The organism is Vibrio sp. TRT 29B02 (genome assembly GCF_050113655.1).
Classification (GTDB): domain Bacteria; phylum Pseudomonadota; class Gammaproteobacteria; order Enterobacterales; family Vibrionaceae; genus Vibrio.
This window is the reverse complement of sequence record NZ_JBNJOJ010000023.1, coordinates 12,614-30,422: the sequence shown is the minus strand read 5'-3', so window position 1 is coordinate 30,422 and position 17,809 is coordinate 12,614. Positions and strand designations below refer to the sequence as shown.

Annotated in this window: 18 protein-coding genes; 17 read left to right on the top strand and 1 reads right to left on the bottom strand. The window is 44.6% G+C overall.

Translation table 11 applies throughout. The annotated features are described in order from the left end of the window. Positions 1-84 precede the first annotated feature (84 nt). The 8 genes from ACQEXT_RS14495 to ACQEXT_RS14460 all read left to right on the top strand — a co-directional run bounded on the left by ACQEXT_RS14495 (position 85) and on the right by ACQEXT_RS14460 (position 8,920). Entirely contained in the window at positions 85-732 is a 648-nt protein-coding gene (locus ACQEXT_RS14495) for a GTP cyclohydrolase II (RefSeq protein ID WP_171052261.1), read from the top strand. A 168-nt stretch (positions 733-900) separates the two neighbouring features. After that, a complete protein-coding gene (locus tag ACQEXT_RS14490; RefSeq protein ID WP_426952708.1) occupies positions 901-2,163 on the top strand; it encodes an imelysin family protein in 1,263 nt (420 codons plus the stop codon). Between the two features lie 123 nt (positions 2,164-2,286). Next, positions 2,287-3,681, top strand: a complete 1,395-nt coding sequence (locus ACQEXT_RS14485; RefSeq protein ID WP_426952706.1) for a di-heme oxidoredictase family protein — start codon at positions 2,287-2,289, stop codon at positions 3,679-3,681. Positions 3,682-3,690: 9 nt separating this feature from the next. Beyond that, the gene (locus ACQEXT_RS14480) at positions 3,691-4,722 is read left to right on the top strand and encodes an imelysin family protein (RefSeq protein WP_426952704.1); all 1,032 of its coding nucleotides are present in this window, start codon (positions 3,691-3,693) and stop codon (positions 4,720-4,722) included. Then, a complete protein-coding gene (locus ACQEXT_RS14475) occupies positions 4,712-5,791 on the top strand; it encodes a DUF1513 domain-containing protein (protein WP_426952702.1) in 1,080 nt (359 codons plus the stop codon). The genes ACQEXT_RS14480 and ACQEXT_RS14475 overlap by 11 nt, the downstream gene beginning before the upstream one ends. 102 nt (positions 5,792-5,893) lie before the next feature. Next, positions 5,894-7,447, top strand: coding sequence for a L,D-transpeptidase family protein (locus ACQEXT_RS14470; protein ID WP_426952700.1), 1,554 nt, complete (start codon positions 5,894-5,896; stop codon positions 7,445-7,447). A 184-nt stretch (positions 7,448-7,631) separates the two neighbouring features. Further along, entirely contained in the window at positions 7,632-8,174 is a 543-nt protein-coding gene (locus tag ACQEXT_RS14465) for a DUF882 domain-containing protein (RefSeq protein ID WP_138971330.1), read from the top strand. 89 nt (positions 8,175-8,263) lie between these two features. Then, a complete protein-coding gene (locus tag ACQEXT_RS14460; protein ID WP_426952698.1) occupies positions 8,264-8,920 on the top strand; it encodes an MBL fold metallo-hydrolase in 657 nt (218 codons plus the stop codon). Between the two features lie 69 nt (positions 8,921-8,989). Here the strand turns inward: ACQEXT_RS14460 and ACQEXT_RS14455 are convergent, their stop codons facing one another. Continuing rightward, positions 8,990-9,658: a DUF2982 domain-containing protein gene (locus ACQEXT_RS14455; protein ID WP_426952697.1), complete on the bottom strand. Its 669-nt coding sequence runs from the start codon at positions 9,656-9,658 to the stop codon at positions 8,990-8,992. Positions 9,659-9,877: 219 nt separating this feature from the next. Here ACQEXT_RS14455 and ACQEXT_RS14450 point away from each other — a divergent pair, with 219 nt between their 5' ends. The 9 genes from ACQEXT_RS14450 to ACQEXT_RS14410 all read left to right on the top strand — a co-directional run bounded on the left by ACQEXT_RS14450 (position 9,878) and on the right by ACQEXT_RS14410 (position 17,475). After that, positions 9,878-10,255, top strand: a complete 378-nt coding sequence (locus ACQEXT_RS14450) for a MarR family transcriptional regulator (RefSeq protein WP_138971333.1) — start codon at positions 9,878-9,880, stop codon at positions 10,253-10,255. Between the two features lie 396 nt (positions 10,256-10,651). Further along, the gene (locus ACQEXT_RS14445; protein ID WP_138971334.1) at positions 10,652-11,740 is read left to right on the top strand and encodes a TRAP transporter substrate-binding protein; all 1,089 of its coding nucleotides are present in this window, start codon (positions 10,652-10,654) and stop codon (positions 11,738-11,740) included. Positions 11,741-11,855: 115 nt separating this feature from the next. Continuing rightward, complete coding sequence (locus ACQEXT_RS14440) at positions 11,856-12,389, top strand: TRAP transporter small permease subunit (protein WP_138971335.1); 534 nt, start codon at positions 11,856-11,858, stop codon at positions 12,387-12,389. 12 nt (positions 12,390-12,401) lie between these two features. Beyond that, complete coding sequence (locus ACQEXT_RS14435; RefSeq protein ID WP_138971336.1) at positions 12,402-13,685, top strand: TRAP transporter large permease; 1,284 nt, start codon at positions 12,402-12,404, stop codon at positions 13,683-13,685. A 93-nt stretch (positions 13,686-13,778) separates the two neighbouring features. Continuing rightward, positions 13,779-15,140 (top strand): cache domain-containing protein, encoded by a 1,362-nt coding sequence (locus tag ACQEXT_RS14430; RefSeq protein WP_138971337.1) that lies wholly within the window; start codon positions 13,779-13,781, stop codon positions 15,138-15,140. Beyond that, complete coding sequence (locus ACQEXT_RS14425; RefSeq protein ID WP_426952693.1) at positions 15,133-15,771, top strand: response regulator; 639 nt, start codon at positions 15,133-15,135, stop codon at positions 15,769-15,771. The genes ACQEXT_RS14430 and ACQEXT_RS14425 overlap by 8 nt, the downstream gene beginning before the upstream one ends. 81 nt (positions 15,772-15,852) lie before the next feature. Beyond that, positions 15,853-16,203 (top strand): DOPA 4,5-dioxygenase family protein, encoded by a 351-nt coding sequence (locus tag ACQEXT_RS14420; protein WP_426952691.1) that lies wholly within the window; start codon positions 15,853-15,855, stop codon positions 16,201-16,203. Between the two features lie 91 nt (positions 16,204-16,294). After that, on the top strand, positions 16,295-16,897 hold the full coding sequence (locus ACQEXT_RS14415; RefSeq protein WP_426952690.1) for a 2OG-Fe(II) oxygenase: 603 nt from the start codon (positions 16,295-16,297) through the stop codon (positions 16,895-16,897). A gap of 353 nt (positions 16,898-17,250) precedes the next feature. Continuing rightward, on the top strand, positions 17,251-17,475 hold the full coding sequence (locus tag ACQEXT_RS14410) for a hypothetical protein (protein ID WP_138971340.1): 225 nt from the start codon (positions 17,251-17,253) through the stop codon (positions 17,473-17,475). Positions 17,476-17,809: the final 334 nt, after the last annotated feature.

Genomic DNA, 17,809 nt, shown 5'->3' with positions numbered 1-17,809 from the left:
AGTGTTATATTATAACAATTGTGATCTAATCGTTGAATTCTAGAGTAAGAGTCCCCATAGTTATCATCAAGTGGAGCATTATCAATGAATGCAGCGACAGAATTAAAATATCAAGAAACCCAAGTGAGTAAAAATATGGCGGAAGTAAGAGCCAGAGTCGAATTCAAAGTCGGTGCTAACAGCAGTATCGATGCAGAACTTCTTTCTTTCCATGGATTGAAAACCGAAAAAGAGCATGTTGCGGTCATTTTTAAACATGCCGATCAAACTCAGCAAACCCCGCTGGTTCGCATGCATTCTGAATGTCTTACAGGCGATGTATTCCATTCATCCCGCTGCGATTGCGGCGAGCAACTTGATGAGACGATTAATCGCATGGCGGAATCTGGCGGTATTATCCTTTACTTGAGACAAGAAGGTCGCGGTATTGGTCTATACAACAAGATAGACGCATACAAGCTGCAAAGCGAAGGCATGAACACCTACGAAGCGAACAATCACCTTGGTTTTGGTGATGATTTGCGTGATTTTACCGAAGCCGCACAGATGCTAAAGGCACTCGGCATTGATAAAATTCGCTTAGTGACTAATAACCCTAAGAAAGTAAACGATCTTAAGCAATTCGGCATTGAGATCGAACAGGTTGTCAACACTTCTGCTCACGTTAAAGACGGTAACCAAGGTTACCTGAAAGCGAAAATGTCTCACGGTAAGCATAACCTAGACTTGTAATCCCACGAATCACGTATGTTGATAAAAGCCTCACTTCTGTGAGGCTTTTTTGTTTGCTACTTGCAAAAAAATTGTAACTTTGTATTATTCGCATCTAGTAGTGCAAATGATAATAATTAGCACTAGCAATAAAGAATAATTATTAAGCTCAACAAGGATGCTTTTCAAATGAATGTAAAATCTCTATTGGCTCAATCAGTCGCAGCGTCGTTACTGATGGCAAGTGGCTCAGTATTCGCAGCAAATGTAACCAAAGAACAAGTTGTTGAGCACTATGCTGACGTTGCTCATGCTGTGTTTGCCGATTCATTGACTACAGCGCAATCGCTAGAGAAGTCGATCGAAGTCTTTCTGGCTAACCCAACGGCCGAAAAATTCCAGCAAGTAAAACAAGCTTGGCTTGAGTCTCGCGTTCCATACCAACAGTCTGAAGTTTTCCGTTTTGGTAACGCTGTTGTCGATGATTGGGAAGGTCAGCTAAATGCGTGGCCGCTGGATGAGGGCCTCATTGACTACGTATCATCTGAATACCAATACGAACTGGGTAATGAAGGCGCAAATGCCAACATCGTTGCTAATAAGCAGCTAACGATCGGTGCAACAAGGTTAGATGTAGCGAAAATTACACCAGAGCTGATTGCTGATCTAAACGAAGTCGGTGGTTCGGAAGCGAACGTCGCATCTGGTTACCATGCGATTGAGTTCCTTCTTTGGGGGCAAGATTTAAACGGAACTAATGCAGGAGCAGGTGCGCGTGCATACACAGATTTTGTGGTCGGTGAAAACTGTACCAACGGCAACTGTGACCGTCGTGGTGACTATCTAAAAGCCGCCGCTGAGTTACTCGTTCAGGACTTAGAGTGGATGGAAAATCAGTGGTCAGCGGATGTTAAAGGCAACTACCGTGAAGAGTTGATCAACGATTCCGCAGATAAAGGGTTACGTAAAATGTTGTTTGGTATGGGGTCACTTTCTCTTGGCGAATTGGCTGGTGAGCGTATGAAAGTAGCTCTAGAAGCCAACTCAACGGAAGATGAGCACGACTGTTTCTCGGACAATACGCACAATTCACACTACTACAATGAGCAAGGCATCTACAACGTCTACACTGGCACATACCAGCGTCAAGACGGTACATTGTTAGCTGGTCCTAGTATTCACGAACTTGTTGCTCAGAAAGACAAACAGGCAGCCAAAGAGATTCAAAAGCAATTTGATGTCACTCGTGCACAAGTGGGTCAGTTAGTGACTTCTGCTGAAAAGAACAACCAGTTCTTTGACCAGTTGATTGCTGCTGGTAACACGCAAGGTAACGCATTGGTCAATGAAACCATCATGTCGCTAGTGACGCAGACAGCTCAAATTGAACGAGCGGCAAAAATTGTCGGTATCACGAGTTTGAATCCAGACACCGCAGATCACGAGTTTTAATCGCTCGATGACTTAAACCGAAGGGCTCATTAGAGCCCTTTTGCCGTTTTTTTATCTAATGTGTTTTTGAGAATTATTCCCATTTAATCTGTGCGGTTATAGCGCCTTATGAGAGCTATCAGAATGAAGTTGTACTTGAAACCAGTTTTAACCTGTTTGCTAATGCTTAGCACCTCCATGTCATCCTTTGCTTATGATGTAACGTCGGGAGGCAAAACAACGGTCGAGAAAGAAGGCCCCAATGCGTTCTCGCTGCCAGCGGGCAATTTGCCTATGTCAAAACGTCTGGACTTTAGTGTCGGAAACAGTTTTTTCCGTAACCCTTGGGTTCAGGCTCCAGCGTCTACCGATGCACGTGATGGGTTAGGGCCGCTGTTTAATACAAATGGGTGCCAAAACTGTCACATTAAAGATGGGCGAGGCCATCCGCCAGAGGCCAATGATCTTCACGCGGTCTCGATGTTGGTGCGATTAAGTATTCCGCCAATGACTGCTGAGCAGAAAAAGGCGTATATCAAAGATGGCACTATTCCTGAGCCAACTTATGGTGGTCAACTACAAGACTTTGCTCTGCAAGATCAAACGGTGGAAGGCCAAGTAAGAATTACATACCAAGAGGTTCCGGTGACTTTTGCTGACGGAACACGCGTGTCATTGCGCAAACCGAATTTATCGATTGTTGAGTTGGGTTACGGAGAGATGCACCCACAAACGCAAATGTCTGCTCGTGTTGCGCCGCCAATGATAGGTCTTGGATTGCTAGAAAGTATTCCTGCTGCAACACTAAAAGCATGGGCAGATGAGCAAGACAAGGACGGAGATGGTATCTCAGGAAAACTGAATATCGTCTGGGACGTTCGTGGCAATGATTTTGCTATCGGTCGATTTGGCTGGAAAGCGGGACAGCCGAACTTAATGCAGCAGAATGCTGCGGCTTTTAACGGCGACGTGGGTCTAACTAGCTCGCTATTTCCAAATGAGAACTGTACTGCTAAGCAGACACTTTGTCGCGAGTTACCTAACGGTGGTTCACCTGAGGTCAGTGATAACATTCTTGATTTCGTAGAGTTCTATTCACAGCACTTAGCGGTCCCAGCAAGACGTAATATCAACAAGCCGGAAGTTAAATTAGGGCAACAATTGTTTGCAAAAGTGGGTTGTGAAAGCTGTCATAAAACCAATGTAAAGACGGCAACACGCGAAGAACTGCCATCGTTGTCTAACCAAACCATTCACCCATACACTGACATGTTACTGCATGATATGGGGCCAGGGCTTGCTGACAATCGCCCTGAATATCTGGCGAATGGGCAGGAGTGGAGAACACAACCTCTATGGGGTATTGGTTATACCAAAGAAGTCAATGGCCACACTTATTTTCTGCATGACGGACGTGCACGTAACCTGATGGAAGCAGTACTGTGGCATGGCGGAGAAGCTGAAGCCGCAAAACAGAAGGTGTTGCAGTTTAATCAGACAGAACGAGATGCACTGATTGCATTTCTTAACTCGCTATAGGAATTACCGATGAACTATACCAAGCTTGTTTTAGCCTCATCATTTTCGTTGTCACTCTTGGGGTGCCAAAGTATTGGAAATGATGCAAATCAGCCTCAACTGACTGATCACTATAGTCAGGCCGTTTATCAAGTCGAGTTTATGTCTGCGCAGAAGTTTAGAACAGAGGCCGATAAGCTCACTGACTCGATATCAAGCTATTGTGCTTCGACCACAGGTATTGAAGCAGTCAAATCTCAATGGCATCAGACTATGCTGAGTTGGATGGCGCTCCAAGGACAAGAGCGTGGCCCAGAAGCGGCTTTGGCCCAAAGCTGGAACGTACAGTTTTGGCCCGACAAAAAAAATACCACTGGGCTTAAAATGAGTGCATTGATTAAGCAGCCCAATGCTTGGTCAGCGCAAGCGATTGCGCTTCAGAGTGTTACCGTTCAGGGACTAGGTTCAGTCGAATGGTTATTGTTTGATCAAGCCTCTGATTTGACGGGGAATCCTCGAACTTGTCAGACCGCGACGTCGATTGCAGAAAATCTTCAAAGTAATGCCAATAAAATTGCTGACGCATGGACGTTGAACCCATGGGTTGAGCTTAACGAGCAGCAATGGCAATCAGAGTATATTGCGCTGCTGTCTAACCAGCTCGAATACAGCATGAAAAAAATGAGCCGCCCGCTGGCGAATTTTGGTCAACCTCGCCCATATTTTTCAGAGTCTTGGCGCTCTAAAACATCGATGCAAAACCTTCGTGCCAATATAGTAGCGATAGAAAAACTCTATTTTTCCGAGGGCAATGGACTGGATGCCATACTGCGTCAGCAAGACAAATCGGATCTTGCCGATCGAGTGGCTAATCAGTTTGCAATGACCATTGAGACTTGGCCAACGGACATGAGCTTGTTCGATATGTTGCAAACCAAGCAAGGCTACCAAAACGCCTACTCTCAATACAATAAACTAGAGCAATTGCAATATCTGATTCATGAAGAAGTCGCGATTGAACTAGGCGTAATTATAGGATTCAACGCAACTGATGGTGACTGATAGTACTCGTCGTAAATTGCTAAAGGCGGCTCTATTTGCAGCGGCTTATCCGCTTGTTGGATGTGTTTCTACCAAACCGAAAATGAAGCAACCCTCTCTGGTTGGGTGCGCAATTGTAGGTCGAGATCGTTACAGTGCAGTGGTTGCAGATTCATATGGTATGCCAATCCACTCAGTATCTCTTCCGCAAAGAGGGCACGGTGTCGCCACTTTAGCGCAACTGAATCACGCCGTGGCCTTTGGACGTCGGCCAGGGACCTTCTTTCAGGTGTTTGACTTTCAGACCGGTGATGTGATCAAACTGAGAGCTGCGGACAGCAACCGTCATTATTACGGACATGGTGTCTACTCAAATGACGGGCAGTGGTTATATGCCACTGAAGGTGAGCGTGGTACCAGCCGAGGCATTATTGGTATTTATGATGTTGCTGCCGGTTACAAAAAAGTCGCTGAGTTTAGCGGGTTTGGCGTCGGCCCTCATGAAGTGATCGTGATGCCAAATGATATCTTGGTTATCGGTGTCGGCGGGGTGCACACTAATGGGCGTGAGCCGCTCAACTTGGCTACAATGATGCCGAGTCTGAGTTACTTAAATCACAATGGCGAGCTTATTGAGCAAGTGGGACTGAGCGACCACAAACTCAGTATCCGACATTTGGCCCACGATGGTTCAGACACGGTACTTTGTGGGCAGCAGTACCGAGGTGAGGCGGATGAATATCCTTCGCTGTTGGCTATGCATAAAGTGGGAGGAGAGCTTGTGCCGTTACAAGCAGAGCCTGAGCAGTGGGCTCGCTTTGATCATTACATTGCGAGTATCGCGGCAACGCAAGAGTGGATTTTAGCGACTTCTCCTCGCGGCAACTGCTACGGCATCTGGTCGAAAGAGACGCACCAGCTGGTTGAGTTGGCTCCACTGCCTGATGCCTCTGGAGTCGTCGTTGAAAGTGATCAGTTTAAAGTGAGCTCAGGTAGCGGTGGTGTGATTAGCCAGTCAGCGCCAGGCGCTAAGGAGATCGTTCAATCTGGCGTGCAGTGGGACAACCATTGGGCGAAACTGAGCGGCTAATTTCTGAAAAACTTAGACACTCCCGTCAGTCTTAAAAACAAGTCATACCGAGCGCTTTCATCTCTGCCATACTTTACCTAAACGTATGGCAGGGATGTGACAATGCGAAGATGGGCTTATTGGTTGATATTATTGTGTCTGACTCCTTCAGCGGTGCTATCTGCCCCTTATTTTAATCAGATAGGATGGTTGAAGTCGGACAGTCAACTGCACCGATTGTTGCAATACCCTGCTGTGGTTGAAGATATTTACCGCAATAACAACGATCAGATGATCTGGTTCGATCTGCAACAAAGTAGCAAGTTAGAGTTTCAGCTAGAAGTCATCGATCTCGCTGGCTTTAGCGCGTTGTTTTCCCGTCAGCTAAGCTATTTGCAGTTTTACCGCAAGAGCAATCGCTGGTACGAGTATGACTTACTTGCGACCGATACCTTACTGCTTTACATGAGTTATGCCGAAGTGGCGAAGACTCGTGGGCAAGACTGGTTCTTTGAACGCAAAATGACGCAACCTCTGCCTCTTCCTCCCAACAGTGCACTAATTGCTACCCACAGAGCGATTGGGCAGCAGCAACTGGGTGAGTTGATCGAAGCGTATACTCCTGACTCTTCAGGTTATCAGGATCTCGTTGACACTTACCTGCATATGGTCAAATACCAAAAAATCGATACGCCAGTGTATCGACAGTCAGGTTTGGTTAAGGTTGGAGATAAGCTGGACAATCGGGATGTACTGCTTCAAAGGCTAGAAATAGTCGACGTTAACCTCTTGGATGTACGCAAGGACGTCAGTTGGTATGACCGTTCACTAGAAAATGCGGTGAAAGAGTTTCAGCGACTACATGGCTTAAAGGCAGACGGCATAATTGGCCCAGAAACCATTAAGTGGATTAACTTACCGATCGAGAAGCGGCTAGCCATTTTAGCGATTAACGCTGAGCGTATTCGTTACTGGCCAGCAGAACGAGACACGATTATCGTGGTCAATGTGCCGAGCTTCCAAATGAAATACTGGAATTCGGGACAAACGGTATTCGAATCAAAAGTAGTGGTGGGTAAAAAGGCTCGTCCAACACCCCTAATGATGACGAAGTTAGATTCCTTGATTCTCAATCCTACCTGGAATGTCCCTTGGAAAATCATGGTGGAAGATATTATCCCGAAAGTGCAGCAGGACAGGGATTATCTCGTCAATCATAATATCCAGATTATTCCCAAATGGGGCTCACAAGAAGTGATAGACCCAAACGATATTGACTGGGAGAACCTCAAGCCAGAGACGTTTCCTTATCGTATGACGCAGCTTTCAGGGAGCGCTAACGCGTTAGGCCTTTATAAATTTAATACGCCTAATCGACGAGCGATATATCTGCACGATACACCAAGTAAAAACCTGTTTGCTGAAACACAACGAGCGTTTAGCTCAGGATGTATTCGAGTTGAGAACGCTGATGTGTTTGCGGATACCTTACTGCAAACACAGGGTTTAGTGATGGATGAACAAGCTCAACAGACACCGAGACCCAATCAGTCGATCCCTCTCAAAAATCGTATACCAGTCCATATCATTTACCAAACGGCATGGTATGAGGAAGGCAATGTCCACTACAGGGAAGACATTTACCGCCTCGACAGATTTAGTTACACAAAGGGATAAACTTGACCAAACCTTTACCGAGGCAATTCGAAACTATTTTTATCAATAGGTTCAACAATTAAGCAAAAAGATCGTGCTCAAGTGCCACCTTGAGCACGTTTTATGCATTTGCACTTCACAACAGAGTTAGGTAGTGTCACCAGTCGACACGTTAGAGCAACAATTATTGTGAAGGTATTTGAAAGTGGCATTATCCCGACGAGATTTTATTAAACTGGCCGGAAGTGGTTTGGTAGTAGCGAGTTGTATTCCTAGTATCGCTTTGGCGAAATACCCAGATCAACCTCGAACTCTTGCACTGACAAACCTCCATACACGAGAAGCGCTTGAAACATGTTATTTTGATGGTACCCGTTACGTTTCACGAGAACTTAACCGACTGAATCACCTTTGCCGCGATTTTAGACGTGACGAAGTCTATCCAATGGATAAGAAACTGTTCGATCACATTAGCTTGATTCAGAAAGCGCTAAGTGTCGAAGCAGAAGTTCAGATTATCTCAGGCTACCGCTCTCCAGCGACGAATGAATCATTGCGCGGTAAGTCAAAGGGTGTGGCAAAGAAGAGCTATCATATGCTGGGTCAAGCGATAGATTTTCGTCTTGACGGTGTCAGTCTGAAGCGCGTGCGAGACGTTTCTAGAGAGCTACAACTTGGTGGCGTAGGTTACTATCCAAGTAGTAATTTTGTTCATATTGACACTGGTCCAGTTCGCTATTGGTCATAGCTTTATCACTAGGGCGCGGGTCGAGTGTTGTCAAAGCGCTTGGCAAATGTCATAGTTCAGCGAGTTAAGACGTTTATCAAGGTTTATTTATGTCACTTAAGTATCAAGTCGTTCCTGTCACTTCGTTTTCTCAAAACTGCTCTATTGTTTGGTGTGACCAAACAATGGAAGGTATCGTTGTTGATCCAGGCGGCGACGTGAAACAGCTCGCGATGCTAATCAAAGAACTTGGTGTCAAAGTGGTTAACCTTGTTTTGACCCATGGTCACTTAGATCATGTTGGCGGTACAGAACCGTTGGCTGATGAGCTAGGCGGTGTAGAAATCGTTGGTCCGCATAAAGATGATAACTTTTGGTTACAAGGTCTTGAAGGGCAGAGCCAAATGTTTGGTTTCCCTTTGACTCAAGCGTTTGAGCCAAATCAATGGCTTAATGACGGCGATAAAATTGTGTTTGGTCAACAGGTTATGAATGTCATTCACACTCCGGGACACACTCCGGGCCATGTTGTGCTTTACAGCGAAGAGGCGAAACTGGCTTTTGTTGGCGATGTTCTGTTCAATGGCTCAGTGGGGCGTACCGATTTCCCGAAAGGGGATTTTGATACCCTAATTAACTCGATTAAGAGCAAGCTATGGCCACTAGGTAACGATGTGCGCTTTGTCCCTGGTCATGGGCCAGAGTCAACGTTTGGTCGTGAACGCGCTTCGAATCCATTCGTTGCGGATGAAATGCCTCTTTACTAACGGAATACACAGAAAAGGTCGCTTATGCGACCTTTTTTTTGGGCAGGAGATTGCCGACTAGCCATTCCATCACTCCTCAGGCTCGGCAGCGGCTAAATAACGTCGAGCAAGGCCGACAAAGTCTTTGGCATCTCTATCAAGGTCATTTGCTGAGATAAAAATATCGTAATCGAAATACTCACGTTGATATCTCATTCGATTAGCTAACATCGCTTGCAATCCCTTAAATTCCTTACCACTTGAGTTTCGATAAGATTGTGAGTCTAAAACGATCTCTTCAAAACGTTCACTTTGATGATGCTGGCGAGCGCCCAGATAGAGCAGGGCGCGTTGACTGAGCAGAATTTCAGTCGCTATTCGCGGGCATATGCTCTCTAAGTAAGGGGAGTAGTGTTTAATCTTAATTCCAATCCAAGGAAGAGGCTGTTGCCATCCCTCCTGATCATAATGGCAGATACCTATCTTTTGAATGTTGTTCCACTTGAGTACCCAGCCACCTTTAAACAGGTGTTGCTGAAAGTGACTGGCTGTCAGGGTAAATTGAACGGTACTTTTTAGCACTAACAAGTAGCCGAATCCGAGCAGACAAAGAACCGCAATCACGGTTAAAACGGCTTGTTGCCATCCTGGCGCATAGAGCATAAGAAACAGGAAGCCGATGACAAAAAGTCCGACTAACCAGCGACTCGTAATCGGTGAAATGAGGAAAGGGTGATTGGTTAAGTGTACCGTTTGCATATTCCACAACCCGTAAGTGTAATACCTCTGTTTATATACTCAGTAGTGACGAATTTGATCACTGGAGAGACTGATTAAATTGTAGTCTGATCCAAGCATATCGCGCATTTTTGTGGCATAAAACCCCCCATGCTCTGTAAATGGGTGCAAAATTTTGGTATAAATCGCGCTTCAAATTTTCACCACTGCTCCGTATGCAGTGAAATGGAGAGATACTCGATGAGACTTGCTCACAAGCGCAAAGTGCAGGCAAAACTGCAAAAACGCATCAAAGCGACAGTTGCAAATGTACAAGCAACAAAGAAAGCTAAGCCTGCAGTTGAGAAGAAAGTAGCTGTAAAACCAGCAGCGGAGAAAGTAGTCGTTGCTGCAACAGCAACAACTGACGTTGCGCTTACTCCAAAGCAGCAACAAGTTCTAGAAATCGTTGTTAGCAACGCAGAAGGCATCAACCCTAAAGGTATCGGTCTGGCAGCAGGTCAAGACGATGCTAAAGCAGCATCTTGGGCAACGGGTGCGCTGAAGAAACTATTAGAAGAAAATCTAGTAGTCAAAGAGCAACTAGCGGGCAACAAAGTTATTTATAAAGCAGTTTAATTGCCGCTGGAAAAATCACTGCAAGCCTAAGTGCTTTGCTGATTAATGTGTATTAGCCTCGACTTATGTCGGGGCTTTTTCATATCTAGTGGTAATTTTATCTGTCCAAGTCACACTTTTTATCAATATATTTATTTTCTATCGCGTACGACTTACTAAGTATATCCTCATAGTGCTGAGTCGATGCCTCAATTTAATACTATGTTTTTAAAGGTATTTATTTATTTATGGACTTTTGGCTACGTATTAATACGTAATTCATTAGTCGAATTTTACGTGTCGCTGTTAAATTTTATCAGTGTTCTCGCTGATTTTATCTTGTTAATAGATGACTCAATCTATAAGTGAAACAAAAGGTACCTAGATGGGTATGACCGTTAAACAAAGGACGTGAACATGAGTCTTATTAAACAATCTCTAAAAAGAGTATTAAAAGTGACGGCGATGGCAGCAGCTCTCGCGGTTATGTCGACTTCAGTATCCGCAGCTGAAAAAGTTTATCGCTTAAAGCTTGCTGAAACTTGGGGACCAAATTTCCCAGTGTTTGGTGACGCAACAAAGAATATGGCGGCAATGGCTGAGAAAATGTCTAATGGCCGTTTGCAAATTCGTATCGACTCAGCGAACAAACACAAAGCGCCGTTAGGTATTTTCGATATGGTTAAGTCTGGTCAATATGACATGGGTCACTCAGGCTCTTACTACTGGAAAGGCAAAGTACCTAACACTCTTTACTTCACTTCTATGCCTTTCGGTATGACACCAGCAGAGCAGTACGCGTGGTTCTACCATGGTGGTGGTATGGAACTGATGGATAAAGTCTATTCCCCTCACAACTTACTCTCGTTCCCTGGTGGTAACACTGATATTCAGATGGGCGGCTGGTTCCAGAAAGAGATCAATTCAGTCGAAGATTTGCAAGGTCTTAAAATGCGTATCCCAGGTTTTGCTGGTGAAATCTTAGCTGAATTGGGCGCAAAACCAACCAACATCGCACCTGGTGAACTGTACACGTCGCTTGAACGTCGTACGATTGATGCGTTGGAATGGGTTGGACCTTCACTAGACCTACGTATGGGCTTCCACAAAATTGCACCTTACTACTACACGGGTTGGCATGAGCCAGGTTCAGAACTTCAATTCCTAGTGAACAAACGTGTATGGGAGGGATTGCCAGAAGATCTACAAGAAATCCTACGTGTGGCTATGCGTACAGCGGCTTACGATATGTACACGCAAGCAACGCACGAAAGTGGCAAAAACTGGGTTTCTATCAAGTCTGAATATCCTGATGTTCAGGTTAAAGACTTCCCACCTGAGGTAATGAATGCACTGCATGAAGCGAATGACCGTCTACTGGCTAAGCATGCTGAGTCTGACGACCTTGCGAAAGAGATTCAGAAATCTCAAGCAGATTACCTAAAACAAGTTCGTTCGTGGACAGATATTTCACACCGTGCTTACCTGAACAGCCAAGCACAATAATAATTAGAATTGCCATGCGTGACGGTGTCACGCATGGTGCTAAGCCCAAGAAAAACCTCTAATAAACGCCATGCCAATCAGCATGGCGTACATTCAAAATTCCATGGAGTAGGGAATGAGAAGCCTAATTTATATCGAGCGAGTATTTAATCGCTTTGGTGACTTCCTCGGATGGTTATCAAGTATATTGTTCATTTTGTTATTGGCTAACGTCGTGTATGACGTAGTAATGCGCTATGCCTTTAATGATGTTTCAATTGCCTTTCAGGAAATGGAATGGCATCTATTCTCAGCGGTTTTCCTACTCGGCATTCCTTATGCCATTAAAGCGGGTGGCCATGTTCGAGTAGACCTGTTCTATGAGCGCTTGTCTCATAAAGCTCAGTCAATCATCGATATGCTTGGAACACTCTTTTTCTTACTACCATTTTGTATCCTTGTGACTTACTACGGTATCGACTTCGCCAAAGAGAGTTACGCACTGGGAGAAACATCGGGCGATCCGGGTGGCTTACCTTACCGCTGGATTATCAAGGCTATGATTCCATTGTCTTTCTTGTTCATGGCTATTAGCGGTATTGGTCTATTTCTTCATTCATTAAACAAGATCGTTAACCCGCATCTAATCTACGCAGAAAAACAGAAGTAAGGAGACAGGAAAATGGTTGGTATTGTAATGTTTTTTGTTGCCTTGTTTGCTCTGCTACTTGGCTTCCCTGTCGCGTTTACCTTTGGTGGTATCGCTCTTATCTTTGGTGTTTGGGCTGAAGGTTGGGATATGTTTGCCTTTATGCCTTACCGCGTTCAGTCGATAATGGAAAATACGGTTCTGATGGCCGTTCCGCTGTTTGTTTTTATGGGCTTGGTTCTGCAAAAAACACGTCTAGCAGAACAGTTACTTGAGTCCATGGGCAAACTGTTCGGTGGGGTACGTGGTGGTATTGCGATTTCTACCGTTTTGGTTGGTGCCTTACTTGCTGCGTCTACTGGTGTGGTGGGTGCTTCCGTGGTGGCAATGGGCTTAATCTCTCTCCCTGTTATGCTCAAGTACAATTACGACAAAGGGTTAGCATGCGGCACCATCTGTGCGTCTGGTACTTTAGGACAAATCATTCCGCCATCTATCGTATTGATTCTATTGGGTGATGTGCTCGGTGTCCCTGTAGGCGACTTGTTTCAAGCAGCGGTTTGGCCTGGTCTCGCCCTCGTAGGTGCGTATGTGGTCTATATCTTGATTTACGCCAAGTTAAATCCAGAAGCGGCTCAACCGATTCCGAGTGATGGTGATATCAGCCGCAAAGAGGAAGTCATTAAAGCGTTAAAAGCGGTTGTTCCGCCGCTCGCTCTAATCGTTGTCGTGTTAGGTTCAATTTTTGCTGGCATCGCGACACCAACAGAGTCTGCGGCGCTAGGTGGTGCGGGTGCTATCGTACTGGCTCTACTATACCGCCAGTTCAGTTGGTCTATGGTCTACGAAGCGTCAAAAGAGACGGTGAAAGTGACGGCGATGGTATTTGCGATCTTGTTGGGTGCGACTGCATTCTCTATGGCATTTACTTACACTGGCGGTGACTATTTAGTCGAAGAGTGGATGCTGCAATTACCTGGAGAGAAGTGGGGCTTCCTCATCATTACCATGCTGGTTATTCTGATCCTCGGCTTCTTTATCGACTTCGTAGAAATCTGTTTCATTATCGTACCGATTCTTGCGCCTGTTGCAGAAATCCTTGGCATCAATATGACTTGGTTTGCGATTCTGATTGCGATGAACTTACAGACATCCTTCTTGACGCCACCCTTTGGTTTCAGTCTGTTTTATCTCAAAGGCGTTGCGCCAAAAGGAGTGACGACAAGAGATATCTATCGCGGTGTAATGCCATTCATCGGCATACAAATCGCGGTATTGATAACCCTGCTTGTCTTCCCACAATTTTACGGAATGTGATCATTTAATTACAGTTAGTCTACAACTCCTGTTAAAGTTAGGTTGCTTGCCCACTAGGGTAAGCAACCTATGTTGTTTTAAAGGGGGAAGGGAATGCCTCTACAAGCCAAGCTGATTGTACTCAGCTTATTGCCACTACTCCTAGTTACGGCTTTGACCAGTTGGATCTCCATTCATCAAGCAAAAACATTGGGTGAGAAAGAGATCCAAATATTTGAAGATGGACTGATTCGTTCAAAAGAAACGGCACTTAAAGACAAAGTGGACTTGGCGTTTGACGCGATTTCGCACATCTACAATGATGAAGAGTTGCCAGAAGAAGCAGCGAAACAACAGGTGAAAGAAGTCTTGACTAAGCTTCGCTACGGTAAAGATAAAGACGGTTATTTCTTTGCCTACGACGAAAGCGGTACCAATCTTGTTCATCCTGTTATGCCAGACCTCGTTGGACAAAATCTATTGCATATTCGAGATAAGAATGGCGACTACCTGATTAAAGCGCTGTTGGCTGAAGCACAGAATGGTGGCGGCTTTCATCAATATTTGTGGCAAAAACCTTCAACAGGGGAAAATGTCACCAAGTTAAGCTACGCCGCATGGTTAGATAAATGGAATTGGATGGTCGGCACTGGGCTTTATATCGAAGATATCACCTATGAAGTCGCCAATCTGAAATCTGAAGTTAACCGCAATATAGAGACGACCTTTTTCTCAGTAATTGTGATTGTGGTGGTTACCGTGGGTGTCATTGTGGTGATTACCTTGGCGGTTAATCTGCATGAACACAAACTGGCTGATAGAAGCTTGAAACAGCTAGCGCACCAAACAGTGATGTTCCAAGAGGATGAGAAGAAACATTTAGCTCGGGAGTTGCATGATGGCATCAATCAGCTTCTGGTATCGAGCAAATGCCATTTGGAGTTGCTGGCGAGCAAAATTGACGATGCCGCATTGCAGCAACACCTTCAAAAGTCTCAGCAGTCGCTGACCACAGCAATTAATGAAGTTCGCCATATTTCTCATAACTTGCGTCCTAGCGCCCTTGATGATATTGGTTTGGAAGCCGCACTTAATAGTTTGTTGCTCGATTTTAAATCACACTCTGGCGTCGAAATCGAAGCGTCACTATCGACTCAACCTGGTAAGTTACAATCCGATGCTGCAACGACGTTATACCGTGTGGCTCAGGAATCACTGACTAATATAGAAAAACATTCACATGCCAATAATGTCAGTGTGATACTGCAGCAAATGGGCAATATGTTGCAACTGATTATCCGTGATGATGGCGTTGGCTTTGATGTCGGAAGCGCCCTTAGGAAAAGCGGTATCGGGCTGAGAAATATGCGCGAAAGGGTTGAATTTATTGGCGGTGACTTCGAAGTAGAAAGTGAGCCGGGGTTCGGAACGGAAATAACTGTGTTACTGGAATTGGACGGATTAGTTTATGGATAAACCGATAAAAGTGGTGATTGTCGATGATCACCAAGTTGTTTTAGATGGATTTATCGCTCGTTTAGAAACTGAAGATGATATTGAGGTGGTTGGTTCTGCCAGCAACGGTGTGGAAGCGATAACAGTGGTCAAAGCTTTAATGCCCGACGTTGTATTGATGGACGTGAGTATGCCACTGATGAATGGGATTGATGCGACAGCTCTAATCAAAGAAGAGATGCCTGATGTAAAGGTGTTAATGCTCACAATGCATGACAATCGTGAGTACATTATGAAAGTGATGCAGGTGGGAGCTGTCGGTTATATGCTCAAGGAAATCTGTGCACGTCGTATGGTTCAAGCGATTAAAACAGTCTATCAAGGATCGACCTACTTTTGTGAATCAGTAACTCAGACCTTGTTTTCTCAACAAGTGATCCCGAGTAGTAAGAAACCCAATCCACTTAGCCGACGTGAAGAGGCGATTTTGAAGTTGGTGGCGGAAGGCAAGAGCAGTAAGGAAATTGCCTCTTTGTTGAGCATTAGCTATCGAACAGTGGAAACCCATCGTCAGAATATAAAGCATAAGCTTGACCTGCATAGTACGGCGGAGCTGGCTAAGTACGCTTTTGAGAAGGGTATTGTTGCCTGATTTGTAATGAACGTAAGTATGCGCGACTGTGGCGAAGTGCAGTGTTAAGGTAAATGTCGATTTTTTAATAGCAGTGCATGTATGTCTCAAATAATAAATGCTCATCAACACTACCACGCTCATGTCTATTTCGATGAGACAAGTCGTGAGTTTGCTCGTCAGTTACGTGAAAAGGTTAAAAATACCTATACGCTGCCGGTAGGACGCTTCAATGAAAGGCTAGTCGGGCCTCATACAATGTGGAGTTTTTCGGTAAGTTTTACCGATAAAGACTTCAACAACCTCATTCCTTGGTTAGATCAACAACGCAACGGTCACTCAATCTTAATACATGGTGTGACGGGCGATGACTTAAAAGATCACACCGATTATGCCGACTGGCTAGGCGATGCGATTGATCTGAATCTTACGATTTTTGCTCTCGACAAATAGGGCTTGTCCATTCGGTAAATAACCTGAGTTGTTCCAATGGCGCCGCTTGTGTAAAAGCGTTCACTTATTTCATCATTGGGCAGAATTGGCAATGGAGCAACTCATCGATGCGTTGTTTACGCACGGTTATTATGTATGGGACGATTTTTTAAATGAAGATGAAGTTGCACAGTTAAGGGAATGTATTCCAGCAGATTGGAGAAATGCTCGAATTGGACGTAACGAAGAAAGGGCACTAGAACGTAAGATTCGTAGCGACAAAATTCAGTGGTTACAGCCTACAATGGGATTTCCAGTCGAATGTTACCTAGCGAAAATGGAGCAGATTCGGCTTGAAGCCAATCGCTACTTCTTCTTAGGTCTTTTCGAATATGAAGCACATTTCGCGAAATACGAAAAAGGCGATTTTTATCAAAAGCACTTAGACAGTTTTAATGGTAATGAAAACCGTCGACTAACGACGGTTTTTTACATGAATGAATCTTGGAGCGAACAAGACGCAGGTGAGTTGGTGGTGTACGATCTGGATGATAATAAGCTCGCTCAGATATCACCAAAGTCAGGACGCTTACTGGTCTTTTTCTCTGAACAGTTTCCGCATGAAGTGTTGCCTACAAACGCGGATCGTTACAGTATTGCTGGATGGTTCCGCGTTAACGGGGTTAAAGACAACCTGCTCGATATTGCCCGTTAATCCTCTAAAAACAGAAGTGACAATTGTCTGCTGTTAACCCATGAACACCTTGTCGACTTGCAAGGTGTTCTTCGCCTTGTTTCCGTCCCATCGTATACCCCTCATCGCGCCACCTTCAACAACAAGTGCTCTCATAATTTCCTCAACTCAAAACGACCGATAACCGGAGTCTAACCAGTTGTAACGCAGGAGGATAATGGATGGTCTATATCGTTGTGATAGCTTCAATCTATCAAGGTGTAGCAATACATTATGCGACTTTAAGTTTTGCCTGTTTTTTTATACAGTATTTTCTTGACGTAGTGAATTGAGTACCTATACTGTTTATAAATACAGTTGTATAGGAGGCTAGTATGTTGTCAGAAACCATTGAACGCGTTAACCGCCTACGTCAACAGGCTTTGTGTGATCCAAAATTCATTCAATCAGCCAAAGCACATGAAAAGGCGCTCAAAGCTCAAGAGCAGCAGAATAGTGCTGCGAAAAAACTCAAATCTAAAGTGAGAAGAGACAAGAGTCTCGCTGAGATCTATCATCAAGCTGAGTTTGGTCAGCGCTCTGATAGCTCGACACACTAACTAAACGCCGAAGCAGCCTAACTGGCTGCTTTTTTGCGCAAAAAAATGGCCGCTTTACAGCGACCGCACAAACAGGAAGTAATGGATATAATAGGTAAGCAATGCGCATTCAGCCATTGATACCTTTATTGAGTCTAGTCCATGATCTTAGTTTGGCGAGCTGTCGTTCTATAAATTGCGTCAATTTCTGATTGGGGCATTGATTTTTCTTCTGAATTTCAATGGTTCCAATACTGTATTTACTATATTTTTTAGGCTATATATCTGTAGTGTAGTTATGAATCCGACGATTATTGTTGTTGATTTGCATTTATTTGGACTAATTCACTGCTAT